The 24,483-nt window shown below is 72.7% G+C and carries 19 protein-coding genes (1 of these 19 only partly in view); 13 read left to right on the top strand and 6 right to left on the bottom strand.

Translation table 11 applies throughout. The features are described from left to right. Positions 1 to 608 carry the 5' portion of a helicase-related protein gene (locus PQI07_RS09725; protein ID WP_043759671.1) on the bottom strand. 1,537 nt of this gene lie to the left of the window's left edge, so only the first 608 of its 2,145 coding nucleotides appear in the window; its start codon is at positions 606 to 608; the stop codon falls past the left edge of the window. A 198-nt stretch (positions 609 to 806) separates the two neighbouring features. Next, positions 807 to 1,694, bottom strand: a complete 888-nt coding sequence (gene gcvA / locus PQI07_RS09720) for a transcriptional regulator GcvA (protein ID WP_043357984.1) — start codon at positions 1,692 to 1,694, stop codon at positions 807 to 809. Between the two features lie 93 nt (positions 1,695 to 1,787). Here gcvA and PQI07_RS09715 point away from each other — a divergent pair, with 93 nt between their 5' ends. Next, positions 1,788 to 3,017: an MFS transporter gene (locus PQI07_RS09715; RefSeq protein ID WP_274926526.1), complete on the top strand. Its 1,230-nt coding sequence runs from the start codon at positions 1,788 to 1,790 to the stop codon at positions 3,015 to 3,017. A gap of 91 nt (positions 3,018 to 3,108) precedes the next feature. Here the strand turns inward: PQI07_RS09715 and PQI07_RS09710 are convergent, their stop codons facing one another. Then, a complete protein-coding gene (locus PQI07_RS09710; RefSeq protein WP_274926525.1) occupies positions 3,109 to 4,833 on the bottom strand; it encodes an adenylate/guanylate cyclase domain-containing protein in 1,725 nt (574 codons plus the stop codon). A gap of 152 nt (positions 4,834 to 4,985) precedes the next feature. Here PQI07_RS09710 and PQI07_RS09705 point away from each other — a divergent pair, with 152 nt between their 5' ends. The 12 genes from PQI07_RS09705 to PQI07_RS09650 all read left to right on the top strand — a co-directional run bounded on the left by PQI07_RS09705 (position 4,986) and on the right by PQI07_RS09650 (position 16,649). Next, the gene (locus tag PQI07_RS09705; protein ID WP_274926524.1) at positions 4,986 to 5,570 is read left to right on the top strand and encodes a DNA-3-methyladenine glycosylase; all 585 of its coding nucleotides are present in this window, start codon (positions 4,986 to 4,988) and stop codon (positions 5,568 to 5,570) included. A gap of 151 nt (positions 5,571 to 5,721) precedes the next feature. Then, positions 5,722 to 6,876 (top strand): transporter substrate-binding domain-containing protein, encoded by a 1,155-nt coding sequence (locus PQI07_RS09700; RefSeq protein WP_043387289.1) that lies wholly within the window; start codon positions 5,722 to 5,724, stop codon positions 6,874 to 6,876. Continuing rightward, a complete protein-coding gene (locus tag PQI07_RS09695) occupies positions 6,873 to 7,499 on the top strand; it encodes an ANTAR domain-containing response regulator (protein WP_043357993.1) in 627 nt (208 codons plus the stop codon). Before PQI07_RS09700 ends, PQI07_RS09695 begins: the two co-directional genes overlap by 4 nt. Positions 7,500 to 7,673: 174 nt before the next feature. Then, the gene (locus PQI07_RS09690) at positions 7,674 to 8,519 is read left to right on the top strand and encodes a nitrilase family protein (RefSeq protein ID WP_179697467.1); all 846 of its coding nucleotides are present in this window, start codon (positions 7,674 to 7,676) and stop codon (positions 8,517 to 8,519) included. Between the two features lie 44 nt (positions 8,520 to 8,563). Continuing rightward, entirely contained in the window at positions 8,564 to 9,718 is a 1,155-nt protein-coding gene (locus PQI07_RS09685) for a substrate-binding protein (RefSeq protein WP_043357997.1), read from the top strand. Between the two features lie 364 nt (positions 9,719 to 10,082). Next, positions 10,083 to 10,916: a branched-chain amino acid ABC transporter permease gene (locus tag PQI07_RS09680; protein ID WP_043387286.1), complete on the top strand. Its 834-nt coding sequence runs from the start codon at positions 10,083 to 10,085 to the stop codon at positions 10,914 to 10,916. Beyond that, positions 10,909 to 12,714, top strand: coding sequence for a branched-chain amino acid ABC transporter ATP-binding protein/permease (locus PQI07_RS09675; RefSeq protein ID WP_274926523.1), 1,806 nt, complete (start codon positions 10,909 to 10,911; stop codon positions 12,712 to 12,714). The genes PQI07_RS09680 and PQI07_RS09675 overlap by 8 nt, the downstream gene beginning before the upstream one ends. After that, positions 12,707 to 13,450 (top strand): ABC transporter ATP-binding protein, encoded by a 744-nt coding sequence (locus PQI07_RS09670; protein WP_274926522.1) that lies wholly within the window; start codon positions 12,707 to 12,709, stop codon positions 13,448 to 13,450. Before PQI07_RS09675 ends, PQI07_RS09670 begins: the two co-directional genes overlap by 8 nt. Before the next feature lie 3 nt (positions 13,451 to 13,453). Then, a complete protein-coding gene (locus PQI07_RS09665) occupies positions 13,454 to 14,398 on the top strand; it encodes a DUF1028 domain-containing protein (RefSeq protein ID WP_274926521.1) in 945 nt (314 codons plus the stop codon). Beyond that, positions 14,391 to 15,791: an amidase gene (locus tag PQI07_RS09660; RefSeq protein WP_274926520.1), complete on the top strand. Its 1,401-nt coding sequence runs from the start codon at positions 14,391 to 14,393 to the stop codon at positions 15,789 to 15,791. Before PQI07_RS09665 ends, PQI07_RS09660 begins: the two co-directional genes overlap by 8 nt. A gap of 166 nt (positions 15,792 to 15,957) precedes the next feature. Beyond that, positions 15,958 to 16,188: a hypothetical protein gene (locus PQI07_RS09655; RefSeq protein WP_043358016.1), complete on the top strand. Its 231-nt coding sequence runs from the start codon at positions 15,958 to 15,960 to the stop codon at positions 16,186 to 16,188. A 44-nt stretch (positions 16,189 to 16,232) separates the two neighbouring features. Beyond that, positions 16,233 to 16,649: a DUF1236 domain-containing protein gene (locus PQI07_RS09650; protein WP_043387275.1), complete on the top strand. Its 417-nt coding sequence runs from the start codon at positions 16,233 to 16,235 to the stop codon at positions 16,647 to 16,649. Positions 16,650 to 17,047: 398 nt separating this feature from the next. Here PQI07_RS09650 and PQI07_RS09645 read toward each other — a convergent pair whose 3' ends face one another. The 3 genes from PQI07_RS09645 to PQI07_RS09635 form a co-directional block, all read right to left on the bottom strand. Further along, entirely contained in the window at positions 17,048 to 20,524 is a 3,477-nt protein-coding gene (locus tag PQI07_RS09645) for a CheR family methyltransferase (protein WP_274926519.1), read from the bottom strand. Beyond that, positions 20,505 to 21,065: a PAS domain-containing protein gene (locus PQI07_RS09640; RefSeq protein WP_053610625.1), complete on the bottom strand. Its 561-nt coding sequence runs from the start codon at positions 21,063 to 21,065 to the stop codon at positions 20,505 to 20,507. Before PQI07_RS09640 ends, PQI07_RS09645 begins: the two co-directional genes overlap by 20 nt. A 319-nt stretch (positions 21,066 to 21,384) precedes the next feature. Then, on the bottom strand, positions 21,385 to 24,276 hold the full coding sequence (locus tag PQI07_RS09635; RefSeq protein WP_274926518.1) for a PAS domain S-box protein: 2,892 nt from the start codon (positions 24,274 to 24,276) through the stop codon (positions 21,385 to 21,387). Positions 24,277 to 24,483 lie beyond the last annotated feature (207 nt).

Below are 24,483 nucleotides of genomic sequence, written 5' to 3'. Positions count from 1 at the left end.
AGCGTGTCGTTGAGGCCCCGGGCGAGCTTCGGGCCGTAGGTGAACACCCGGGACCGCAGCGACCGGTCCATGTGGGCGATGTAGGCGGCGGCGTCCGCCCCGACCTCGCGCAGGTCGACGAGGAGCTGCGCCCGCAGCCGGTCGACCGGCTTGTGCAGGGCCCGGCTGGCCTGGAGCGCCGTGCGCGTCACGGCCTCGCGCAGGGCGTCCAGGCGGTGGGCCGGGTCGTTCCGGGCGGCCATGCGGGCCAGGATCTCGGCCGCCTCCGGCTCCGGCGCGATGTCGAGCCGCAGGTCCAGGCGGCCGTTGTCGAGGAGGGGGATCTCGGTGCGGATCAGCCACGTGATCCGGTGGTCCTTCGTCACCACGGCCCGGAGGTTCGGCACGGCCTTGCGGACCGCCGGGATGCCGGTCTCCGCGAAGGCCCGGGCGGCCTGCATCGCGCGCACGGCGCGGGCGACGCGGTCGTCCTCCACCTCGGCGCCGTATTCGGGCAGTTCGAGATCGGCGAGCAGCCGGTCGAGGTCGACGGCCTCCGGGGACAGGCCGAGCCGCCCGAGGGATTCGATCAGGCTCTCGATGGTCGGGCGGAGACGCTTGCGCGCCATGCGGTCACCTTCGGCAGAAGCGTCTCACGCCAACCCTGACGCGGTCGGGTGCGTTCCGGATCCGATCCATGCGCGGAACCGCGCCCGGACGCCACTCCGAAACCGTCCTTGCGAGCGCAGCGAAGCATTCCAGCGGCGCCACGAGCCCCAACGTTGCGCGACACTGGGTTGCTTCGCTGCGCTCGCAAAGACGGGATCTCACGGTTGCCGGGCCGCCTCGGCGAGCCAGCCGCAGAAGGCCCGCACCGCCGGATCCTCCGCCCGGGGCTCCGGGACGTAGGTGTAGTAGCTCCGTGCCGGCAGAGACGGGCCCGCGAAGGGCAGGGTCAGGCGGCCGGCCGCGACGTCGTCGGCGATCAGCCGCTCGGGCCCCATGGCGATCCCGAGCCCGTCGAGGGCGGCCTGGAGGGTCAGGTAGAAATGCTCCAGCGTCACCGAGGCCTGCGGCTCCAGATCGGGCACACCGGCCGCCCGCAGCCAGTCCGGCCAGACCCGCGGGAGCGTCGCCGCGTGCAGCAGGGTGTGCTGCCGGAGCTGCTCGGGCTCTGCGAGGGGGAGGCGCTGCAGCAGGGCCGGGCTGCAGACGGGGATGCGGCGTTCGGACAGGAACGGCTCCGCGCGATGGCCCGGGCGCGTCTCCGGACCGCCGCGGATCGCGACATCGAACGGCTCCGCGAGCTGCGCCAGGGGCACGTTGGAGGTCGTCAGCCGGACCTCGATCGCCGGGTTGGCCACCTGGAAGCCGGACAGGCGCGGGATCAGCCAGCGCAGGGTGAAGGTGGCGAGCGCATTCACGTGCAGCAGGCGGGGCCGCCCGCGCTCGACCTGGCGGGCCGTGGCCAGGGCGATCCGGTCGAGGGCGGCGCCGATCTCGGTGGCGTAGGCGACCCCCGCCTCGGTGAGGACCACGCGCCGGTTGTGGCGCGTGAACAGCGGCAGGCCGAGCCAGCCCTCCAGCATCTGCACGTGCCGGCTCACCGCGCCGTGGGTGACCCGCAGCTCGTCCGCGGCCCGGGTGAAGCTCCCGTGCCGCGCGGCCGCCTCGAAGGCCTTCAGGGCGTTCAGGGGCGGCAGGCGACGATGCACGGGTCAGGTTTCCTCACGCGAGCGTCAGCATAAGGCGTTTGTCAGCCCCCCGCCAGACCGCCATCCTGGATCGGAACCACGAAGGATGGCTGGATGTCCGTCGCGTCCGTTCCGACCGCGTCTTCCGAAACCGCGTCCCCGCCGGAGGCCCGGCGCACACTCCTGGCGACCGGGGTCAACCACGCCCTGCACGACGGCTACACGGACCTGATCTACGTGCTGCTGCCGGTCTGGCAGGCGGAGTTCGGCCTCGATTATGTCGCCCTGGCCTTCCTGCGGTCGCTCTACAACGGCGCGCTGGCGGCGCTGCAGATGCCGGCGAGCCGCCTTGCCCAGGCCTGGGGCGCCCGGATCGTGCTGGTGCTCGGCACCGGGCTCAGCGCGGCGGGCTATGCGATCGCCGGCGCCTCGGGCGGGCTCGTCGGGCTCGGGGTCGGCCTCCTGCTCGGCGGCGCCGGCAGCAGCACCCAGCATCCCCTGGCCTCGGCGGTGATCGCCCGGGCCTACGGCGCGGCGGCGCGGGGGCCCCTCGGCACCTACAATTTCACCGGCGACCTCGGGAAGGCGGCGGTCCCGCCCCTGGTCGGGCTGCTGCTGACCCTGTCGGGCTGGCGCCACGCCCTCTGGGTGATCGCCGGCGGAGGCGTCCTCGTGGCGGTGCTGGTCGGGCGCCTGCTTCCGCGTGAGCCGCAGTCACGCAGCGCCCAGGCGGCCGCCAAGCGGGCGACCCGCCGGGTCGCGGGCGCATCGCCGCCCGGCGCGGGGTTCGGGCTCCTCGTCGCCATCGGCATGCTCGACAACGCCGCGCGGCCGGCCTTCCTGCTCTACCTGCCGTTCCTGCTGCAGGAGAAGGGTGCGGCGCTGACCACGGTGGGCCTCGCGCTCTCGCTGGTCTTCATCGGCGGCGCCCTCGGCAAGGCGGTGTGCGGGCGCCTCGGGGAACGCCTCGGCGTGACCCGGACCGTGATCCTCACCGAGACCGGGACGGCGCTCGCGATCCTGGCGGTGATCGTCCTGCCCCTGGCCCCCGGGCTGATCCTGCTGCCGCTCCTCGGCGTGATGCTGAACGGCACCTCGTCGGTCCTCTACGGGACGGTGCCGGAACTGGCCCCGGGCGGCCGGGTCGAGCGGGCCTTCGCGGTGTTCTACACCTGGACGCTCGGCGGCAGCGCGCTGGCGGCGCCGCTGCTCTACGGACGGCTCGGCGACGCGGCCGGCCCGCACTGGGCGGCGGTGGCGGCGGCCGGGACGGCGCTCGCCGTGGTGCCGCTGATGCTGGCCCTGGCGCCGCGCCTCGGGGCGGCGAACCGGCAACGGGCCTGAGGCGCGGCGCCGGGGCCGGGAGCATGGCGACAGGAGCACGGGGCAGGATCTGCCCGCGGGGACGGCCCGCGCGTCCCGCCCGGACGCCGCCTCAGAGGCGGCCCAGGGTGTTGACCCGGACGGCCTCGGACCGGCCGTCCACCGCGACGTCCCGGATCTGCGCCGGCGCCACGCGGGCCGCCTGATAGACCGCCTCCGACACCACGGCCACGCAGCCGAGGGTCTTGGTCAGGCCCTGGAGGCGGGCGGCGACGTTGACGGTGTCGCCCAGCGCCGTGAAGCGGGCATCGGTGGCGTCGCCCATCTCGCCGACGATGGCGAGGCCCGCATGCACGCCGATCCCGTACCGGAGCGTGTGCTCCAGATCGGCCGCCAGCAGCCGGTTCAGGGTGTCGACGGCGTCGGCGATGAGGTCGATCGCCCGCAGGGCGTCCTGGGCGGCCTGCCCGGGCTCCGTCTCCAGGCCGAACAGGGCGAGCAGACCGTCGCCGAGGAACTGGTTGGTCGAGCCGCCGGCCTCCCGCACGGCGTCGCCGACCGCGCCGAGGAAGCGGTTGATGATGAACACCGTGTCGTAGGGCAGGCGCTCCTCGGCGAGCCGGGTCGAGCCGCGCAGGTCGACGAACATCGCCACGATGAAGCGCTCCTCGCCGGATTGCGCCCGGTCGAGCAGGTCGGCCTGGCGCATCCGCGGCTGCGGCGGCAGCAGCGGCACCACGGCCATGTCGGTCTCGGGCCGGAACTGACAGGCGAGCCGCACCCCCGGACCGGCGGCGATGCGCTCCAGGACCGACCGCTCGGTGCGGCCGGGACTGGGCGCGCCGTCGCTGCCGTCCGTCACCCGGATGCGGCAGGTGGAGCATCGGCCGCGGCCGCCGCAGACGCTGGCATGGGGGATCCGGTTGCGCCGGCTCGCTTCCAGCACGCTGGTGCCCCGGGGGACCCGCACCACCCGCCCGTCCGGATAGCTGAGCCGGATCGTGCCGCGCTTGACCTCGGCGAGGGTCCGCACGCCGCGCGCTGCGACCACCGCCGCCACCAGGCCCGCATAGGTCCCGAGCAGCCCGTCCCGGATGGCCGCGAGCCGCGCGACCTGATCGGGCAGCCCGACATGGACCGGCTGGAGGGCCACCGCCCGCCACGCCGGATCCTGCGCCAGGGTGAGGATCATGCGGCCGCCCTGCGCGAAGCCCAGCAGCGACAGGACCGGGACCAGAACCGCGAGCGCCAGCAGCCAGGGCGCCATGCGCCCGAAGGCGGGCTTCAGCCGCAGCCAGAAATACAGGCCCATGCAGCCGTGGATCCACGCCAGGACCAGGACCGTGACCTGCAGCAGGCCGAGCGTCGGCGAGCCGATCCAGAAGGCGTAGAGTTCCTGCGCGTAGCCCTTGTCGAGCCCCTCGGTGACGAAGGAGATCCGGGTCGCCGTGATGTGGCTGATGAGGAGCGTCGGGATCAGCAGGCCCGAGACCAACTGCAGGGCCTCGGAGGGCCGCCAATGGAAGAAGCGGGCCGCGTAGAGCGCCTGGAGCCCGAGCAGCAGATGGAGCACCAGGGCGCCGTAGAGCAGCGTCAGGCCGACGGGATTGAGCCAGACGGCCGTGACGAGGTCGAGGCCGTCCTCCATGGCGTCGAGGGAGATGTTGCCCAGGGCGTGGTTGAGCAGGTGGGTTAGCACGTAGCCGAACAGGACCAGGCCGCTGGCCAGCCGGAGGCGCCGCAGGTTCAGGCGGATCCGCGCGGCTTGCGTGGCGGATCGGGGTTGCGCGCCCGCATCGGCGGATCGAAGCGTCGCGATCGAGGCTGTGCGCACCATGCTGGGAGGTCCGAGGAGATCGGTTCTGGGCCCGCCATTCACGGTCCCTCGTACCAGCAAGACTTCCGCCGCGTCCGATTTATTTCCAATCGCCGGCGATCCGTGGAGTCCCGGACGTGAGGATCGCGCGGACCGCCCGCGCCGGAGACCCGATGCTGGACACCTTCTTCGCCCGCAGCGCCGCCGCGGTGGCCTCCGACCTGATCGGCGCCCGCCTGTTCGTCGGCGCGGCCGGCGGGATCATCGTCGAGACCGAGGCCTACGACAGCACCGATCCGGCCTCCCACAGCTTCCGCGGCCCCACCCGGCGCAACGCCAGCATGTTCGGGCCGCCGGCCCATGCCTACGTGTATCGCTCCTACGGGATGCACTGGTGCCTGAACCTCGTCTGCGAGCCCGGCAGCGCCGTGCTGCTCCGGGCCCTCGCGCCCACCGATGGGCTTCCCGCCATGCGGGCGCGCCGCGGCGTGGAGGAGCCGCGCCTGCTCTGCGCCGGGCCGGGCCGCCTCTGCCAGGCCCTCGGCGTCACCGACGCGCTGGACGGCGCGCCCCTCGCGGGGGCGCCGTTCCGGTTCGAGCCCCGCGCCGCGGGCGATCCCGGGGCCGTCGAGGTGGTCAGCGACCGGCGCATCGGGATCACCCGCGGCGCCGAGACGCCCTGGCGGTTCCTGCTCGCCGGCTCCCGCTTCGTCAGCCGGCCGGTGCGGCGGGCCGAACCGGGGGCCGGGACCGCCTGAGGATCGCAGCGGCCGGAGCGGGATGTCCGGTCGCGGATCCGGGACGAGCCCGCGCGACCGGGCCGACGCTTCCGCAGGGGGGCGTCCGTCGGGTAGGACGGGGCCGAGGCGCGGGCGATCCGCCGGGCCTGGGCGCGCGCGGGGAGGGGCCATGGCGGCCAAGGATGAAGCGACGTGGCGGGTCGGCGTCCTGTTCTCCCGCAGCGGGGTGAGCGGCATCACCGAGACCGAGCACTTCCTCGGCACCGCACTCGCGATCGAGGAGATCAACCAGGCCGGCGGCGTGCTGGGCCGCCCGATCGAGCCGGTCTGCTACGACCCCGCCGGCGAGACCGACGCCTACCGCACCCTGGCCCGGCGAATGCTTGCCGAGGACGGGGTCGAGGTGGTGTTCGGCTGCTCGCTCTCGGCGAGCCGGAAGTCGGTGCTGTCCACCATGGAGCGGCACAACGGCCTGCTCTGGTACCCGTCGATCTACGAGGGCTTCGAGTACTCGGAGAACATCATCTACACCGGTGCGACCCTCAACCAGAACGTCTTCGCCCTGGCCGACTACCTCCTGCAGGAGCAGGGGCGGCGGATCTTCCTGATCGGGTCCGACTACATCTACCCGCGGGAATCGAACCGGGTCATGCGCGACCTGATCGAGGCGAAGGGCGGGACCATCGTGGGCGAGCTGTACGCGGCCCTCGACGCGGACGACGCGGCCCACGCCGCCATGATCGCGGCGATCCGCGACGCCGCCCCGGACGCGGTCTTCTCCACCGTGGTGGGGCGCGGGGCCGAGCGGCTCTACCGCGCCTACGCGGAATCCGGCATCGACCGCGCCCGCTGCCCGATCGCCAGCCTGACCCTGGCGGAGGGCCAGATCCACGCGATCGGTCCCGAGCACTGCACCGGCCACGTCCTGGCGGCCCCGTATTTCGGGTCCCTTGCGAGCGAGGAGAACCGGCGCTTCGTCGCCGCCTTCCAGGCCCGGTTCGGGCCCGAGCGCCCCACCAGCATGTGGTCGGAGACCGCCTACGCGCAGGTCCATCTCTTCGCCCGGGCGCTCACGGAGGCCGGCACCCTCGACGCGGAGCGCCTCGGCGCGGCAGCCCTGCGCCAGCGCCTCGCGGCGCCGGAGGGCGACCTCGCCTTCGACGGCGAGACGCGGCACATCTGGCTCACGCCGGGCATCGGCGTCGCCCGGGCCGACGGGCAGTTCGACGTGGTCTGGCGGGCGCGCCGGCCCGTGCGGCCCGATCCCTACCTCGCGTGGTCCCGGTTCGAGACGAACTGGCTGGAGGAGGGTCTCGCCGCGTGACCGCCCCCGCCCGCAAGATCCTGGACGACCTGCGGCGCGCCCGCGCCCTCGTCATCCACCCCAAGGACGAGGAGGGCGCCGCGCTGCTGGAGCAGCTCCGTCGCCTCGGCTGCGCGGTCTCCCTGGCGTGGCCGCCGCCCGCCGCCCTGCCCGCCGACATCGACACGCTGTTCATCCAGCTCGACGACGCTCAGGTGATGCACCTGCTGCCGTCGATCGAGGCGCTGGAGCCGGCGGTCATCGCCATCGTGGCCTACGAGAGCCCGACCTCCCTGAAGGCGATCGCCGACGTCAACGCCCACGGCGTGCTCAACAAGCCGCTCCACCCGCGGGGCGTGCTCACCCAGTTCGCCCTGGCCCGCTACCGGCGCGGCTACGAGGGCCGGCTCACCAGCAAGATCAACCGGCTGGAGGAGACCATGAAGGGCCGCCGCACCGTCGAGAAGGCGGTCCGGCTGCTCGTGGACCTGAACCGGATCGACGAGGACGCCGCCTACAAGATGCTCCGGGACCGGGCCACCGCCGCCCGCGTGCCGATGGCCAGCGTGGCCGAGAGCGTGGTCTCGGCCCACGAGGCGATGAGCGGTCTCGGCCTGCGCATCGCGTTGGCGGAAAAGACCTGATCGCAGCAGCCTGCCGCATTTATGGTCTTGCGGTCCGGTTCGGGGCGCGTATCGTAGTCTAACCGGGCAAGGTTGCCCCGCAGCAAGATTGCTGCATGACATCTCGGCTTTGAAGCCTCTGGTTCGCGGATGATCTTGTCCGCGCCCAGGGGCTTTTTGCGTTTTGGAGCTTTCATGATCCAAGCGAACGGTCCTGCGCGCCCGCCGATACGGGTGTCGTGCATCCAGTTCGCGCCGGACTTCGGCGCGGTCGACGCGAATCTGGCGCGGGCCTCCGATCTCGTCCGCGCGGCCGCCGCCGCGGGCAGCCGGCTGATCGTGCTGCCGGAACTCGCCAGCACCGGCTACGTGTTCGAATCCGCCGCGGAGGCCGCCGCCCTGGCCGAGCCGGTGCCGGAGGGCCCGACCACCCGGGCCTGGGCGGCGCTGGCCGCGGAGCTCGGCGTGCACATCGTGGCGGGGATCGCCGAATCCGCCGGCGACGTCCTCTACAACGCCGCCGTGATCGTCGGGCCGGAGGGCTATATCGGCACCTACCGCAAGGCGCATCTCTGGGACCGGGAGAACGTGTTCTTCGCCAGGGGCGACCTCGGCTTCCCGGTCTTCGACACGGCGCTGGGCAAGGTCGGCGTCGCCATCTGCTACGACGGCTGGTTCCCCGAGACCTTCCGGCAGCTGGCGCTCGGCGGCGCCGAGATCGTCTGCATCCCGACCAACTGGGTGCCGATGCCCGACCAGCCCGCGGGCGAGGCCGCCATGGCCAACACCCTGCACCGGGCTGCCGCCCATGTGAACGGCCTCTTCATCGCCTGTGCCGACCGGGTCGGCACCGAGCGCGGCCAGCCCTTCGAGGGGCAGAGCCTGATCGTCGGCCCCAAGGGCTGGCCGCTCGCCGGCCCGGCGAGCCGCGACCGGACCGAGACCCTCTCGGCGCTGGTCGATCTCGACGCGGCCGGCCGCAAGGACCTGAACCGGTTCAATTCGCTCCTGCGCGACCGCCGCACCGACATCTACGGCTGAGCCGAGATCCGTAACCCTTCCCGTCCGTCCCAAGGAGTTCGTTCATGGTGAAATGGTCCCTCGCCGGCGCCGCGGCGCTCGCCCTCGCCGCCACGGCCGCGCAGGCCGCCGACGGCAAGCCGATCGTCATCGGCATCCCGATCGGCCTGTCGGGCGCCAACAGCGTCGTCGCCCCCTCGGTGGTGCAGTCGGCCGAACTCGCCGTGGAGGAGATCAACGCCAAGGGCGGCGTGCTCGGCCGCAAGCTCGTCCTCGAGGTCGCCGACGACGCCTCCGGGGCGGCGGGCGCCCAGAAGGCCTTCGACAGCCTGATCTACCAGAAGAAGGTCGACGTCCTGATCTCCATGGAGACGAGCGCGGCGCGCAATGCCGGCCTGCCCGCCGTCACCAAGGGGAAGGTGCCGTACATCTACACCTCGTTCTACGAGGGCCATTCCTGCAACAAGAACATGTTCGTGGACGCCTGGGTGCCGGAGCAGCAGGTTCCGCCGGTGGTGGACGCCTTCAAGGCGCAGGGTGCCAAGACCTACTTCCTGATCGGCAGCGACTACGCCTTCGGCCGCGGCATGCTGGGCTTCGCCAAGAGCTACGTCGAGAAGACCGGCGGCAAGGTTCTCGGCGAGGAATACCTGCCGATGGACGGCAGCGACTGGACCGCGATCATCTCCAAGCTGAAGGAGGCCAAGCCCGACGCGCTGATCACCTCGACGGCGGGCGGCGCGCCGAACGTGACGCTGACGAAGCAGCTGCGCGGCGCCGGCGTGACGCTGCCCTTCGCCAACCTCGCGCTGGACGAGGGCACCGCCAAGAGCATGGGCGCGGACGCCGAGGGCGTCTACCTCTCGGCCTCCTACGTCACCGGGATCGACAGCGCGGAGAACAAGGCGTTCCTGGCGGCGATGCAGAAGAAGTTCGGCGCCGAGCTGCGCACCCCGAACGACCTCTCGGTGCCGGAATACGAGGCGATCTACCTCTACAAGGCCGCGGTCGAGAAGGCGGGCGGGACCGAGACCCCCAAGGTGCTGGAGGCGCTGCCGACGGTAAGCTTCACCGGGCCGCGGGGCACGATCACCATGAGCAAGCAGCACCACGCGCCGCTGACCATGTATCTCGGCCAGATCCAGAAGGACGGCACCGTGAAGGTCGCCGGCACCTTCAAGGACGTCGATCCCGGCGAGCAGTGCCCGAAGCTGCAATGAGGGGCGGGGCGCGACGCCTCCCTCTCCCGCCCGGCGACGATGGCCGCCCGTCTGAGGCGGACACCGACGCCGCTGAACGAGCGCGACGCGCCCCCTCTCCCGTGCGGGAGAGGGGTGGGATGAGGGATCGGAGGTTTCGGGATCGCGCGCCCCATCGCCGCGCGGTCAAGGTCGAGACTCTCTCGGAGAGGCCGCATCCCTCACCCTGTCCCTCTCCCGCACGGGAGAGGGGACCCGCGCCCGATCCTGAATCCGCGTTGCCAAAGCAGATGCGTGGATCGGCAGGCCCGCACAGGGGCGCTCATTGCGCCGGGCCTCTGCCGCTTTCGCCTCGTGATGACGGTCCTTCAACCGGAACTCCCCGATGCTGCTCACCCTCGACATCCTGACCACCGCGGCGATCCTGTTCATCGTCTCGATCGGCCTCCTGGCGATCTTCGGCGTGCTCAAGATCATCAACTTCGCCCACGGGGCGTGGCTGACGGTCGGCGCCTATTGCGCGGTGGTGACCGCCAAGCTCGGGCTCAATCCCTGGCTGGCGCTGCCGCTGGCCTTCGCGGTCGGCGCGGCGCTCGGCGGTCTCGCCGAGCACTTCATCATCCGCCCGCTCTACCGGCGGCCGCTCGACGCGATCCTGGCCACCTGGGGGCTCGGCATCGTGGTCGGGCAGCTCATCACCCTGGCCTTCGGCCGGGACGTCCAGCTCACCCCGAACCTGCTGGCGGGCACCGTCGAGATCCTCGGCGTCGACTATTCCGCCTACCGCCTCGTGGCTCTGGGCATCGCGCTGGCGATCGGCACCCTGTTCGCGCTGACGATCGAGCGGACCCGGCTCGGACTCTCGGCCCGGGCGGTGATCATGAACGAGACCCTGGCGCGCAGCCTCGGCATCGACACGGGGCGCGTGCGCCTCGTCGTGTTCATGATCGGCGCGGGGTTCGCGGCGCTCGCCGGCGTCCTGCTGACGCCGCTCACCAGCGTCGACCCGAACATGGGCGTCGCCTGGCTGATCGGCGCCTTCATGCTGGTGATGGTCGCCGACGCCTCGTACCTGGCGCTCGCGGCGGCCTGCCTCGTCTTCGGGGCCGCGCAGGTCCTGATCAGCACCTTCGTGAGCCCGATCCTCGGCAGCATCGCCATCGCGGTGCTCGCCGCCCTCGTGCTGCGGATCAGCCCGAAAGGTTTCTCCCGTGCTTGAGACCCTGCCCGTCACCGAGCGCGCCGCCGCGGCCCCCCGCCGGCGGCGCCTGTCCCGCGCGGCGCCCGTCGTGGTCGCAATCCTGGCGGCGCTCGCCCTCTGGATCGCGCCGCTCGTCCTCGACACCTTCGCGGTCAACGTCCTGACCCGGTCGATGATCTACGCGGTGCTGGCCGTCACGGTGGACCTGCTCTGGGGCTTCGCGGGGATCCTGACCTTCGGGCAGGCGGCCTTCTTCGGCGTCGGCGCCTACGCCACCGCGATGATCCTCACCGCCTACGGGGCGACGCCCCTGGGGATCGCCGCGGCGGTCGCGGCGGCGCTCGTCGCGCCGGCCCTGCTCGGCCTCGCGGTGGGCTGGCTGTCCTTCTACCACCGCTCGACCCCGCTCTACGCCTCGGTGATCTCGCTGGTCGTCCCGATCGTCGTGGTACAGCTGATCTACGCGGGCGGCGAATGGACCGGCTCCAGCAGCGGCCTCGTCGGATTCGACGTGCTGCCCTTCGAGAGCGAGGGCTATTTCCGCCTCGCGGCCCTGTTCCTGATCGTCGTCACCCTGGCGGCCTGGATCCTGGTCCGGGCCGATGCGGGCCGCGCCCTCGTGGCGCTGCGGGACAACGAGGCGCGCTGCGCCTATCTCGGCCTCAACCCGCGGCGCCTGCAGATCCGGCTCACCGCGGCTCTGGCCGCCGTCGCGGGGATCGCGGGCTTCCTGTTCGCCAACGCGTCGGGCGTGGTCGCGCCCGAGAATGCCGGCTTCCTGTTCGGCACCGAGCTGGTGATCTGGGTGGCGCTCGGCGGCCGCGGCACGCTGCTCGGCCCGGTGCTCGGCACCATCGCCATCGACTACCTCGCGGCGAACCTGTCCGGCGACCTGCCGTTCCTCTGGCAGCTCCTCCTGGGCACGGCCTTCGTGGCCATCATCATCCTGCTGCCGGGCGGCCTCGCCGACCTCGTCGGCCGCCTCTGGCGGGCGCTGCCGGTGGGCCGGCGGGAACCCGCGCCGCCGCGCCTCGTCGCGCGGGCGGCCGGGACGGACGCGGCCGCCTCCGCGACCCCCATCCTCACGGTCGAGAACCTCGCCAAGGCCTACGGCGCCCTGACGGTGCTGGAGGGCATCGACCTGGAGATCCGGGCGGGCGAACTCGTCAGCCTCGTCGGGCCCAACGGCGCCGGCAAGACCACGCTGATGCGCTGCCTCAGCGACGGCACCGAGCCCTTCACGGGGGCGATCGCCATCGGCGGCACCCCGATCACCGGGCTGACGCCGAACCGCATCGTCGGCCTCGGGGTCGGGCGCAAGTTCCAGGTGGCGAGCGTGTTCGAGAGCCTGTCGGTGGCCGATTGCCTCCGGCTCGCCCGGGCATCCCATGACGGCCTGAGCCCGGTCGGGCAGGCGGAGACGCTGGGCCTGCCGCAGGCGGCCCTCGACGTCCTGCGCATGACCGGCCTCGACCGCCTGCTGACCCGGCCGACCCGCCTCCTGTCCCACGGCCAGAAGCAGGCGCTCGAACTCGCCATGGTGGTGGCGCTGGAGCCGCGGCTGATCCTGCTGGACGAGCCCACCGCCGGCCTGACCAAGGCCGAGCGCACCACCATCGGGACCGTGCTCAAGGCGCTCACCGCCGGGGGAAGGATCGCCGCCGTGCTGGTCGAGCACGACCTCGACTTCGTGCGCGAGATCTCCTCGCGGATCGTGGTGCTGCACCAGGGCCGCCTCGTTCTCGACGGCACGGTGGAGGACGTCGTCGGCTCCGAGCTGGTCCGGACCATCTATTCGGGAGGTGCCCATGGCTGAGGCAGCGGCTGAGGCAGTGCGGCGGAGCGAGCCGGCGGGCGCCGCCCTCGCCCTGGAGGGGGTGTCGAGCGGCTACGGCGCGGTCTCGATCGTGAAGGGCGTGTCCCTGTCGGTGGCGCCGGGGGAGATCGTGGCGCTGCTGGGCAAGAACGGCATGGGCAAGACCACGCTGCTCAAGACCATCCTGGGCATGGTCGCCCTGCGGGGCGGCGCGATCACCGTCGGGGGACAGGCGCTCGGCGGCCTGTCGCCCGCCCGGCTCGTGGCGCTCGGCGTCGGCTACGCGCCGCAGGAGCAGCCCCTGTTCCAGGACCTGTCGATCCGCGACAACCTGCGCCTCGCGCTCCCCTCCGACCGGATGCTGCCGGAGGCGCTGGAGCGGCTGTTCGGTCATTTCCCGTTCCTGAAGGACCGGCTGGCCCAGCGGGCCGGCACCCTCTCGGGCGGCGAGCAGAAGATGCTGATCCTCGGGCGCGCCCTGATGCTGCGCCCGCGCCTGCTCCTCATCGACGAGATCTCCGAGGGCGTGCAGCCCTCCATGGTCGAGCGCCTGCGCGGCGTGCTCGACGCCGAGCGGGCGGCGGGCGTGTCCATGCTGGTGGTGGAGCAGCACGTCGCCTTCGCGCTGGCGCTGGCCGACCGCTACGCCGTCCTCAAGCTCGGCGAGATCGTCGACAGCGGCCCCGCCAAGGCGCCGGACGCGCAGGCGCGCGTCATCGGCCATCTGGCGGTGTGAGCCATGAGCGAACTCAACACCTTCTCGATCGCCGCCCGCTGCCCGCGGACCGGGCAGCTCGGCGTCGCGGTGGCGAGCGCCGTCCCGGCGGTGGGCGGGCTCTGCCCCTACATCCGCGCCGGGATCGGGGCCGTCACCACCCAGTCCTGGGTGAACCCCTACCTCGCTGCCCGCATCCTCGACGGGCTGGCCGGCGGGCTGGGCCCCGACGCCGCCCTGGCGGCGGCGCTCGCCACCGACGACCGGCCGGACCTGCGCCAGCTCGGCCTCGTCGACGCGCGCGGGACCGGCGCGGCCTGGACCGGCGCCGGCTGCACGGACGCCGCCGGACACCGCACCGGGGCCGGCTACGCCGTGCAGGGCAACATGCTCGCCGGGACCGGCGTGATCGACGCCATGGCGGAGGCCTTCGCGGGGAGCGCCGCCTGCGACCTCGACGAGCGGCTCATGCGGGCGCTGGAGGCCGGCGATGCGGCCGGCGGCGACAAGCGCGGCAAGCAATCGGCGGCCCTCAGGATCGTCGCCGGCGAGGATTACCCGCTCGTCGACCTGCGGGTCGACGAGCACGCCGAGCCCGTCGCCGAGCTGCGCCGCGTCCTCGCGATCGCCCGGCGGCAGCTCGTGCCGTTCGTGGCCGGCATGCCCCGGAAGCACGGCCCGGCCGGCGCCCTGCCGGACGACGTCGTGGCGATGCTCCTGAAAGCGCCCGCTGAGCGGCCGGGCGCTGCGGCCGATGGCGGGGCCGCCGATGCGCCCGATCTCCTGCGCGACGTCATCGGCCTGCGCCAGGAGCCCGGGCGGGTCGCGCACCTGCTGACGCAGTTCGCGCCGGTGCTCGCCGAGATCGCCCGGCTCCGCGACCTCGACCTCGCGGACATCCATCCGCCGGTCGTCTTCGATCCGACCTTGCCGTACCGCCGGGGGCCCCATGACGACCGCCGTGACTGACGCCCTCTGGCCGTTGCCGATCACCGAGCTCGCGCGGCGGATCGCGGCGCGGGAGCTGTCGAGCGCCGACCTCGTCGGCGCCAGCCTCGACCGGATCGCGCGCCTCGACGGCGCCCTGAACAGCTTCGTCCATCTCTCGTCCGCGGCCCTCGACGCCGCGCGCGCGGCCGATGCCGAGATCGCCCGGTCCGGCCCGCGGGGCCCGCTGCACGGCATCCCGATCGCCATCAAGGACAACTACACCACGGCCGACATGCCGACCCGGGCGGGTACCGCCGTGGAGGCCCTGACCTTCCCGGCGGCCGACAGCCACGCGGTGGCGCGGCTTCGGGCGGCCGGCGCGGTGATCCTCGGCAAGCTGCGCATGCACGAATTCGCCTGGGGCATGGTCACGCCGCCGACCCGCAATCCCTGGGACCTCGACCGGGTGCCCGGCGGCTCCAGCGGCGGCTCCGGCGCCGCGGTCGCGGCCCGCCTCTGCCCGGCCGCCCTCGGCTCGGACACGGGCGGCTCGATCCGGATCCCGGCCGCCCTGTGCGGGGTCGTCGGCCTCAAGCCGACCTACGGCCGGGTCGGCCGGTCGGGGATCGTCCCGCATTCCTGGTCCCTCGACCATGCCGGGCCGCTGACCCTGACGGTGGCCGATTCCGCCCTGATGCTGCAGGCCCTCGCCGGCCCGGATGCCGGCGATCCCGCCGCCAGCGCGGCGCCGGTCCCCGACTACACGGCCGGGCTGGACCGGCCGATCCGGGGCCTGCGCGTCGCGGTGATCCGCAACCACTTCTTCGACGCGGTCGACGAGGACGTCGCTGTCGCAATCGAGGGGGCGCTCCGCTTCCTCGCCGGCCAGGGCTGCACGGTCCGCGACGTCGCGGTGCCGTCCCTGCGCCACGGCCTCGGGGCCATCTACGCCATCGAGCTCGCCTCCTCGACCGCCTATCACGACCGCAGCCTCGCCCAGGGCCACGTGGCGGGCTTCGCCGCCGACGTCCGCGACCTCGTGGAGATGGGCCGGCTCGTGACCGGGCCGGACTACCTGCGCGCCGAGCAGGTGCGGGCCCTGATCATGGACGAGATGGCCGCCATCCTGGCGGAGGCCGACGTGATCGTCGGCCCGGCCTCGCCCTTGACCGCGTGGCGGACGGACGAGTCCGCGGTGTCGCTCGGCGGGCGCGCGGAGAGCGTGCTGGCGGCCTCCTGGCGGCTGACCTACCCGTTCAACCTCACGGGCCTGCCCGCGATCGCGCTGCCCTGCGGCTTCGATCGGCGCGGCCTGCCGATCAGCCTCCAGATCGCCGGCCGGCCCTTCGCCGAAGCCGAGATCCTGCGCGTGGCGCACCAGTACGAGCGGGCGCACGATTGGTGGCGCCGGGTGCCGCCCCTGGCCGGCTGACGCGGCGCGCCGGTCCTGCGCAGCTGAACCGGCCCGTTGCGATCGATTGCACGCAACCAATACCGCCTCTCATCGCAAATAGCCGCGCGCTGTACAGAGCGATGCGTGTGGAACCCTTTTTCCGGAGTTGCCGTTGCTGGGTTCGATTGAAACCAGGAGGCTACCAATGCGCAACATCATTCTCTCGGGTGCCCTGTTCGCGGCCCTGTGCGGCGCGGCGAGCGCCGAGGAGACCACGGTCATCCGCCGCGACGGGCCCGCCGTCGTCGACCACCGCGACACCGTCGTCGAGAAGCGTGAGGTCACCACCGGCACCGTCGATTGCGGTTCCAAGACCGTCCACAAGGAGGACGGCATGGGCAACTCCAAGACCGTCCACAAGGAAGGCTGCAACTGAGCCTCCGCGGCCCGTAACGCCCTGACGAGCCTGGAGATCTCAGCATGACCAACAAGCTTCTTCTGTCGCTGGCGACGGCCGGCCTCCTCGCCCTCCCGGTGGCCGCCCAGGCGCAGGGCACCCTGCGGGGCGCGGCCGAGGGTGCGGCGGTCGGCGCCGATGCGGCCGGCCCGGTCGGCGGCATCGTCGGCGGCGCCGTGGGCGCGGCCACCGGCACGGTGGGCGGCATCCTCGGGGTCGACGACCGTCCCCGGTTCCGCAGCTACGTCCGCGACCGCGGCGTGCGCTCCTACAGCTGGGGCGGCCCGGTCCGGGTCGGCACCGTGCTGCCGGAGGACAGCGTGACCTACTACGACGTGCCCGACGAGTACCGGGTGCGTCCGGGCTACCGCTACACCATCGTGAACGACCAGCCCGTCCTGGTCGATCGCGGCCACCGCATCGTCGAGGTCATCGACTGATCGGAGGGGCGCCGGGATCCCGGTGCCCCGCCAGGCAGGACGGCCCGTCCGGCATCGCCGCGGCGGGCCGTTTCGCGTCTGCAGGGCGCGGCCTGAGACGAGAGGACGAGAGATCGCGCGGGCATGGGCACGGGCGCTGGAGACGAGGCGCGACGGACCCCCTCTCCCGAGCGGGAGAGGGCTGGGGTGAGGGACGAGAAGGATCAGGATCGAGCGCCCGGTCGCCGGTCAGCCGAGGTCGAGACTTTCTCGGTAAGGCCGCACCCCTCACCCTGTCCCTCTCCCGCACGGGCGAGGGGACCCGCGCCCGGTCCTGAAGCCGCGTTGCCGACACGGATGGATGGATCCGACGGGCCGCCGCGAGCGTGCGGCCGGTAGCGGAGGGATCGGCTCGCGCCTCACCCCCGCGTCAGCGCCAGTTCCGGCAGGTGCAGGGTGATCCGGTAGGCGGACGCGTCGTGGCTGCGCGTCACGGTCGCTTCGAGCTGGCGCAGGGACATCTCCACCAGCAGGGTCCCGAAGCCCCGGCCCGGCCGCGGTTCGGCCACGCGGGCCATGCGCTCGCACCATTCGAGGACGAGCCCCTCTTCCTGGCGGTCCCAGGTGACGGACAGCGCGCCGTCGTCGGACCCGAGCGCGCCGTATTTCACCGAGTTCGTCGCCCATTCGTGCAGGATCATCGCCAGCGACGAGACGTGCCGCCAGTTGATCGCCACGAGGGGCCCCTCGATCACCGTGGGGACGTGGTCGCGGTACGGGCGCAGGGTCGCGCCGATCAGGCCCGCGAGGTCGCTCATGCCCTGGCCGTCGGAGGGATCGGCCAGGGAATGTGCCCGCCCGAGGGCCGAGATGCGGTCGCGCATGTCGGTGGCGAAGACGCCGATCTCCCGGTGCGTGCGGGCCCCCGCCGAGATCATGCCGCCGATGATCGCGAACAGGTTCTTCACCCGGTGGTTCATCTCCCGCAGCATCAGGTCGCGGGTCTCGGCGAGCGCGTATTCGGGCGAGACGTCGATGCAGACGCCGACGATCCGCTTCCGGTCGCCGCTCCGGGTCAGGCGCCCGTAGCTGCGGATGTGCCGCAGCGCGTGATCGGCGGCGCGCACGCGGATGCGCGCCTCGAACTCGTCCAGGCCGTGCGCCGCTTCGGCGAGAGCCGCCTCGAAGCCGGGACGGTCCTCGGGCAGCACGCTGGCCGCCAGGGCGGCGGTGGGGTGCGGCGTGTCGGGAGTCAGGCCGAAGATCGTGCCGGCGGTGCCGTCGACCACGACGGTCCCGGCATCGGGGCTGTATTCCCAGACGCCGATGCCTCCGGCCTTCACGGCCAATTCCAGCCGCTCCCGCTCCGCGGCGAGCTGGCGCTCCAGGGACAAGGCCTCGGTGATGTCGGTGAGCACCAGGGTGGCGCCGTCGACGCTGCCGTTCTGCAGGCGGTAGGGCAGCACCCGCAGGGAGAGCGTCCGGTCCCCATCCCGGGTGGCGACGCGCCGCTGGATCACCGAGCCGCCGGCGCAGACCTCCTGGGCGTCATGCAGGTATTCTAGGCCGGCGAGCCGGCTCGACACGTCGGCGAGGGGACGTCCCCGGTCGGCCGGCTGCAGCGGGAAGATCGCCGTGGCGGCCGTGGTGAAGCTGCGCACCTTCAGGGCGCGGTCCAGCACGACCACGGCGAGATCGGTGGATTCGAAGAAGTTGCGCAGGTCGGCATTGGCGATGGTGAGCTGCTCGACCTTGGTCTTCAGCTCGTCGTTGACCGTGGACAGCTCCTCGTTCGTCGACTGGAGCTCCTCGTTCATCGACATCATTTCTTCGTTGGAGCTCTTCAGCTCCTCGTTCGTCGTCTCCAGCTCCTCGACGGTGGAGCGGAGCTTGTAGCGCGTGCGCAGCAGCTCCTCCTCCAGCGCCTCGACGTGGTCGCCGCCGGCATCCATCTCGATCAGGTCGAGATCGTCCGCAGCCTGGAAGGCGCCGGTGTCGCGCAGGACGAGCAGCATCGAGCCGTCGGGCAGGGGATCGCAGATGAGTTCGACCGGCTGCACGCCGTATTCCGAGCGGATCTCCACGTCGCGGACGACCACGCGCTTGCGCGCATCCCGGGTCTGGCGGAGCAGCGGCCCGATCACGTCGCGCAGGCCCGGACGGGCCAGGGTGATCGCGCTGCTGCCGCCGGTCCGCGTGACCGGGAAGTCGAAGTAGCGGCTCAGGCGCCCGTAGGCGGCGATGATGCCGCCATCCTCGTTGAGCACCATGCTGGGCGGGGCGTAGCGCTCCATGACGCGGCGCACCGCGACGGTCTCGTCGGCGATCGAGGGCTCGCCGCGGCGCTCCTCGCGCGCTCCGCGCCGGGTCTCGCCGCGCCGGGCGCTCCCGGGCAGGTCGATCGGGTATTGTGGCGCGCCCGGCGGCCGCTCGAACAGGCGGGCGTGCTGGTCGATGACCGGGAAGAGGTGCTCGAACCGGCTGACGCTCTCCGAGGGCCCGAGGAACAGGTAGCCCCCGGGCCGGACCGCGTAGTGGAACAGCGGCACCACCGATTGCTGGAGGCGCTCGTCGAAATAGATCAGCAGGTTGCGGCAGGACAGGAGGTCGACCCGCGAGAAGGGCGGGTCCTTGACCAGGCTGTGGCTGGAGAAGCGGATCAGGTCGCGGATCTCGGCCGCGATGGTGAAGCGCTCGGCATGGGGGACGACGTAGCGCTCCCGCAGATGCGCCGGGATGTCGGCGAGCGCGGCGGCCGGGTAGGTCGCCTCCCGGGCGATCTGGAGCATGCGCTCGTCGATGTCGGTGGCGAAGATCTGGACCGCCGGCGGCAGGCCGAGGCGGCGGGCGGCGTCGGCGAACAGCATGGCGATGCTGTAGGCCTCCTCGCCGCTGGAGCAGCCCGGGATCCAGACCCGGATGTCCTCCTCGGGGTCGCGGGTGCGCAGCAGGGGCTCCACCGCGCGCTCCCGGAGGAGCTCGAACAGCTCGGCGTCGCGGAAGAAGCGGGTGACGTTGATGAGGAGGTCGCGGAACAGCGCCTCGCACTCGGTCTTGTCCGCCCGGACGCGGCCGAGATAGGCCCGGCCGGACTCGAGCCCGAGGACGTGCATGCGCCGCTCGACCCGCCGGACCAGGGTGGTCCGCTTGTAGCCGGAGAAGTCGTGGCCCACCGTCGCGCGGATGACCCGGCAGAGGTCGTCGATGTGGTCGGCGACGAGGCGGGCCTCGTCGTCGACGGCGTCGGTGCCCCGGCGGCGGAAGAAGCTCGTGAGGCAGTCCACGATCTCCCCCGGCGGCCGCACGAAGTCGACGAGGCTGGTGCCGACCGCCGAGAGCGGCATGCCGTCGTAGCGGGCGGTGTCGGGCTGCTGCACCACGCAGACGCCGCCATGCTCCTTGATGGCCCGCAGGCCGGTCGTGCCGTCGGCCCCCGTGCCCGACAGGATCACGCAGGCGGCGTTGGCCTGCTGGTCGACCGCGAGCGACAGGAAGAAGTCGTCGATCGGCCGGCGCAGGCCCCGCGGCTGGACGAAGTGGGTGAGTTCGAGGACGCCGTTCTGGATGACGAGGCCCCGCCCGGGCGGGATGATGTAGACCTTGTCGCCCGCGATCCGCTCCCCGCCCTCGCACTGGAGCACCTCCAGCTCGGTCTGCCGGTCGAGGAGCTGCGCCAGCATGCTCTCGTGGTTGGGGTCGAGGTGCTGGACGATGACGAAGGCCATGCCGGTCGGCGGCCGGGCGCGCGCCAGCATCTCCCGCAGGGCCTCGAGTCCGCCCGCCGAGGCGCCGATTCCCACGACGGGTCCGGCGAAGGGCGGGGCCGTCACCGTCCCGGCGCCGTCCAGGATCTCCGAGGCCTCGCCTCCGGGGGCGTTATGGAAATCCTGGTGCATCGAGATCCGCGAGCGTGAGCTTGGCCTGCGCGACCGTGGCGACCGTGTTGGCGATCGTCATCAGCGAGCCCTCGATGACGAGCCCACTCTCCGCAAGCGTCGGGGTCAGCCGGCTCAAGGTCCGGCCGAGTTCGGTATCGTAGGCGGAAAGCAACGCGGGTTGCGAGCGGCTGACATCGAATTGGGATGCGAAAAGAAAGCGCACCTCGCCCGAGAGCGCCTTCAGTTTGGACATGTACAGCAGATTGACGAAAGGCTTCCCGTCCTTGCGGAAATTCAGGATCGGCGTGCGCACGGAGTCCTGCCGGTCGTTCTCCAGGAAGGCGTGGATCTTGGCCCGCGCCTCCCGGTTGTCGGCGTCGCGCTGGAGGAGGCGGCAATTGCGCCCGACGACCTCCGCGCCCGTATAGCCGGTGAGCTGGTGGAACGGCGCGTTCACCAGGAGCAGGACGTTGTCGTCGGTCGCCGCGGCCAGCGCCAGGGCGATGTGGGATTTCTCGAAGAAGGTGCTGAGTTCGGCCGGGATGGTCTGCGTGTCCACGGTAGCTTCCCTGTCGCCTCCGTTCGGCGCGGCCCGGCCGGTCGCCCCGCGTTCGCGCTGCCGGCCTCGGCGCGGGTCGACATTCCTGACGCGCAACCGCGGCTGCCGCTCTCCAATTCGGGCACCGCGCTGAGGCCGTCCTCATGGGCGCGTCGGATCGGTATGGCAATGACGCCCGACCCCGCCCGCCCGTTCCGCGCGGGCCTGCCGCACCCCGTGTCCGGCGGGGGCACCGACGTTCCGCCGGGCGCCGCCCGGTCCGGCCCGACCGCACCGCCCCGGATGCGGCCGCCTGGCGCCCGACCGCGGCCTCCGGATCTCAGCCCTCGCCCCCGATGATGCCGCGGATGCGGGTGGCCAGCGCCTCCAGGGCGAAGGGCTTCGTCATCACCTGCATGCCGGGGCCGAGATGGCCGTGGTTGAGGGCGGCGTTCTCCGCGTAGCCGGTGATGAACAGGACCTTCAGGTCGGCACGGTGCTGGCGGCCGGCATCGGCCATCTGGCGGCCGTTCATGCCGCCGGGCAGGCCGACATCGGTGATGAGCATGTCGATGCGCACGTCCGACTGGAGCACCTTCAGGCCCGAGGCCCCGTCCGCCGCCTCGATCGCCGCGTAGCCGAGGTCTTCGAGCACCTCGGTCACCAGCATCCGCACGGTGGGCTCGTCGTCCACCACCAGGACCGTCTCGCCCTGCTCGGCGCGGGGGGCGTGGGCGAGGTCGGGCAGGCTCACCTCGGCCTCCGCCTCGCCGAGATGGCGGGGCAGGTACAGGCAGACCATCGTGCCCTGGTCGATCTCGGAGTAGATCCGGACCTGCCCGCCGGACTGCTTGGCGAAGCCGTAGATCATCGACAGGCCGAGGCCGGTGCCCTCGCCGATCGGCTTGGTGGTGAAGAACGGGTCGAAGGCCTTGGCGACCACGTCGGGGGTCATGCCGGTGCCGTTGTCCGAGACGCAGAGCGTGACGTACTGGCCCGGCTCCAGCTCGCGCTCCTGGGCGGCCCGGTGGTCGAGCCAGCGGTTGGCCGTCTCGATGACGATGCGGCCGCCCTCCGGCATCGCGTCCCGGGCGTTGATGCACAGGTTGAGCAGCGCGTTCTCGAGCTGGCTCGGGTCGACCAGCGTCGGCCACAGGCCGCCGGCCCCCACCGACTCGATCGCCACGGCGGGGCCGACCGTGCGGCGGACGAGGTCCATCATGCCCTCGACCAGACGGTTCACGTCCGTCGGCTTCGGGTCGAGGGTCTGGCGGCGCGAGAAGGCCAGCAGGCGGTGGGTCAGGGCGGCGGCGCGCTTGGCCGCCCCCTGCGCCGCGCCGATGTAGCGGTCGAGGTCGCCGACCCGGCCCTGCAGCATCCGGGTCTGCATCAGCTCCAGCGAGCCGACGATCCCGGCCAGCATGTTGTTGAAGTCGTGGGCGAGCCCGCCGGTGAGCTGGCCGACCGCCTCCATCTTCTGCGACTGGCGCAGGGCCTCCTCGGCGCGCATCAATTCGGCGGAGCGCGCGGCGACCCGCTGCTCCAGGGTCTCGTTGAGGCTGCGCAGCGCCGCGGTGACCCGGTCCCGCTCCGCCTCGACGGCCTTACGCTCGTCCACGTCGATCAGGACCCCGGGGAAGCTCAGGGGCGTGCCGTCCGGCGCATGGTCGACGCGGCCGTTCGCCTCCAGCCAGTAGTAGTTCCCGTCGGCACGGCGGACCCGGTACTGGTGCGCGTAGGCGCCCCCCCGGGCGATCGCGGCCGTGATGGCCTCGGCCAGGCCGTCGCGGTCGTCGGGATGTACGGTCTCCACCACCTGGGCGAGGCTCAGGCCCTCGCGGCCGAGGGCCGGATCGAGGCCGAAGCTGCGGGCGAAGGCCTCGTCGACGGTGAAGCGGTCGCTCGGCAGGTCCCAGAACCACGTGCCGATGATTGCGCCGGCCGCGAGGGCGAGCTGCACGCGCTGGATGTTGGTGCGGGCGAGCGCCTCGCTGGCGCGCAGCGCGTCCTCCGCCTGCCGGCGCGCCGTGACGTCCCGGAACAGCACCGAGACCTGACGCCGTCCCGGCGGCTCGACCCGGGCCGCCGAGACGTCGATGAAGCGGTCGGCCTGCGCGAAGAAGCGTTCGAACCGGATCGGGCGGCCGGTGCGGAGCACCCCGCCATACAGGTCGAGCCACGCATCCGCGTCCTCGGCCGCGACGAGGCCGCGCAGGGTCCGTCCGACGATGTTGGGAATGCCGGTGTGGCGCTCGTAGCCCGGATTGGCCTCGATGTGGACGTAGTCGCTCAGGGGGCCGTGCGGGCCGTCGAAGAACTCGATGATGCAGAAGCCGTCGTCGATGGCGTCGAACAGCGTCCGGTAGCGCTCCTCGCCGGCGCGCAGGGCGTCCCGGGCCTGCCGCTGCTCGGTGATGTCGCGCGCCACCCCGGAGAACCGCACCGGGCGCCCGTGGACGTCGCGCTCGATCTCGCCCTGCCGCGCGATCCAGCGGATCTCTCCGGTATCCGGCCGCCGGATCCGGTAGGTGACGTCGCGCGGGGCGTCGCCCCGGCGCCGGCTCGCTGCCGTCGAGACGAGGGTCTGGTCCTCCGGCAGGATCAGGGCCTCGACGATCTCGGCCGGGTAGGTGCTGCGCTCCGGCAGGCCGTAGAGCCGGCAGAATTGCGGGGTCGGGTGCAGGAGCCCGTCGTCGACCCCCACGGTGAACAGGCCGATCCCGCCCGCCTCCTGCGCCCGCAGCAGACGGGCCTCGGCCTCCCGGAGCGCCCGGTCGGCGGTGTCGAGGTCCAGGCTGTCCTGGAGCACCGCCACGTAGCCGACATGGGCACCGGCCCCGTCGCGCAGCGGCGTCACCGAGCCGGACATCCGCCGGCGGCCGCCGACGGCGCGCAGGTGCCAGTCCGCGTCCGCGACGCTGCCCTCGTCCAGGGCCCTGCGCAGAGCGGCCCCGGGATGGCCCGCCGCCCGGTCCTCGGGCGTGAACAGCGCCGCGAAGGGCTGGCCGCCCATCGCCTCCGCCGTCCAACCGAGGATGTCCTCGGCGCCGGCGTTCCAGGCGGTGATGCACCCGTCGCGGTCGAGGGCGATGGCGGCGAACCGGGCGGCGCCGTCGGGGATCGGCGGCGCGCCGCCGGTGCCGGTGGTCGCCGCCCGCGCCCGCAATCCGGCGGCCTCCTCCTCCAGCGCGCGGGCGCGCCGCAGGAGCATGTCGGTCCCTGTCGCGTCCACGCTCAGGGTCCGGGCGTCGCGACGGGCTCCGCCGCCGGCCGCGCGGACGCGACGGGGCCGATCTGCGCGGGGCGGTCGGGGCTGGTCGCCGGGGCGGGGAGGGCCGGTGAATCGGGCACGGGACTGGCGCTGTGACAGAGGTGGCGGGTCGTGGGGGCCTTCTGCCGGAAACGGACCTGGGACGCCACGGGAACGCACCATAACGCG

The organism is Methylobacterium sp. 092160098-2, assembly GCF_028920805.1.
GTDB lineage: Bacteria > Pseudomonadota > Alphaproteobacteria > Rhizobiales > Beijerinckiaceae > Methylobacterium > Methylobacterium fujisawaense.
This window is presented reverse-complemented; position numbering and strand designations above follow the sequence as displayed.

What these genes read in the sequence shown, in the direction of transcription:
- PQI07_RS09715 (WP_274926526.1), top strand. Translation starts at nt 1,788, where the DNA reads ATGTCCGTCGCGTCCGTTCCGACCGCGTCTTCCGAAACCGCGTCCCCG.
- PQI07_RS09710 (WP_274926525.1), bottom strand. Translation starts at nt 4,833, where the DNA reads ATGGTGCGCACAGCCTCGATCGCGACGCTTCGATCCGCCGATGCGGGC.
- PQI07_RS09705 (WP_274926524.1), top strand. Translation starts at nt 4,986, where the DNA reads ATGCTGGACACCTTCTTCGCCCGCAGCGCCGCCGCGGTGGCCTCCGAC.
- PQI07_RS09700 (WP_043387289.1), top strand. Translation starts at nt 5,722, where the DNA reads ATGGCGGCCAAGGATGAAGCGACGTGGCGGGTCGGCGTCCTGTTCTCC.
- PQI07_RS09690 (WP_179697467.1), top strand. Translation starts at nt 7,674, where the DNA reads ATGATCCAAGCGAACGGTCCTGCGCGCCCGCCGATACGGGTGTCGTGC.
- PQI07_RS09685 (WP_043357997.1), top strand. Translation starts at nt 8,564, where the DNA reads ATGGTGAAATGGTCCCTCGCCGGCGCCGCGGCGCTCGCCCTCGCCGCC.
- PQI07_RS09680 (WP_043387286.1), top strand. Translation starts at nt 10,083, where the DNA reads ATGCTGCTCACCCTCGACATCCTGACCACCGCGGCGATCCTGTTCATC.
- PQI07_RS09670 (WP_274926522.1), top strand. Translation starts at nt 12,707, where the DNA reads ATGGCTGAGGCAGCGGCTGAGGCAGTGCGGCGGAGCGAGCCGGCGGGC.
- PQI07_RS09665 (WP_274926521.1), top strand. Translation starts at nt 13,454, where the DNA reads ATGAGCGAACTCAACACCTTCTCGATCGCCGCCCGCTGCCCGCGGACC.
- PQI07_RS09655 (WP_043358016.1), top strand. Translation starts at nt 15,958, where the DNA reads ATGCGCAACATCATTCTCTCGGGTGCCCTGTTCGCGGCCCTGTGCGGC.
- PQI07_RS09650 (WP_043387275.1), top strand. Translation starts at nt 16,233, where the DNA reads ATGACCAACAAGCTTCTTCTGTCGCTGGCGACGGCCGGCCTCCTCGCC.
- PQI07_RS09645 (WP_274926519.1), bottom strand. Translation starts at nt 20,524, where the DNA reads ATGCACCAGGATTTCCATAACGCCCCCGGAGGCGAGGCCTCGGAGATC.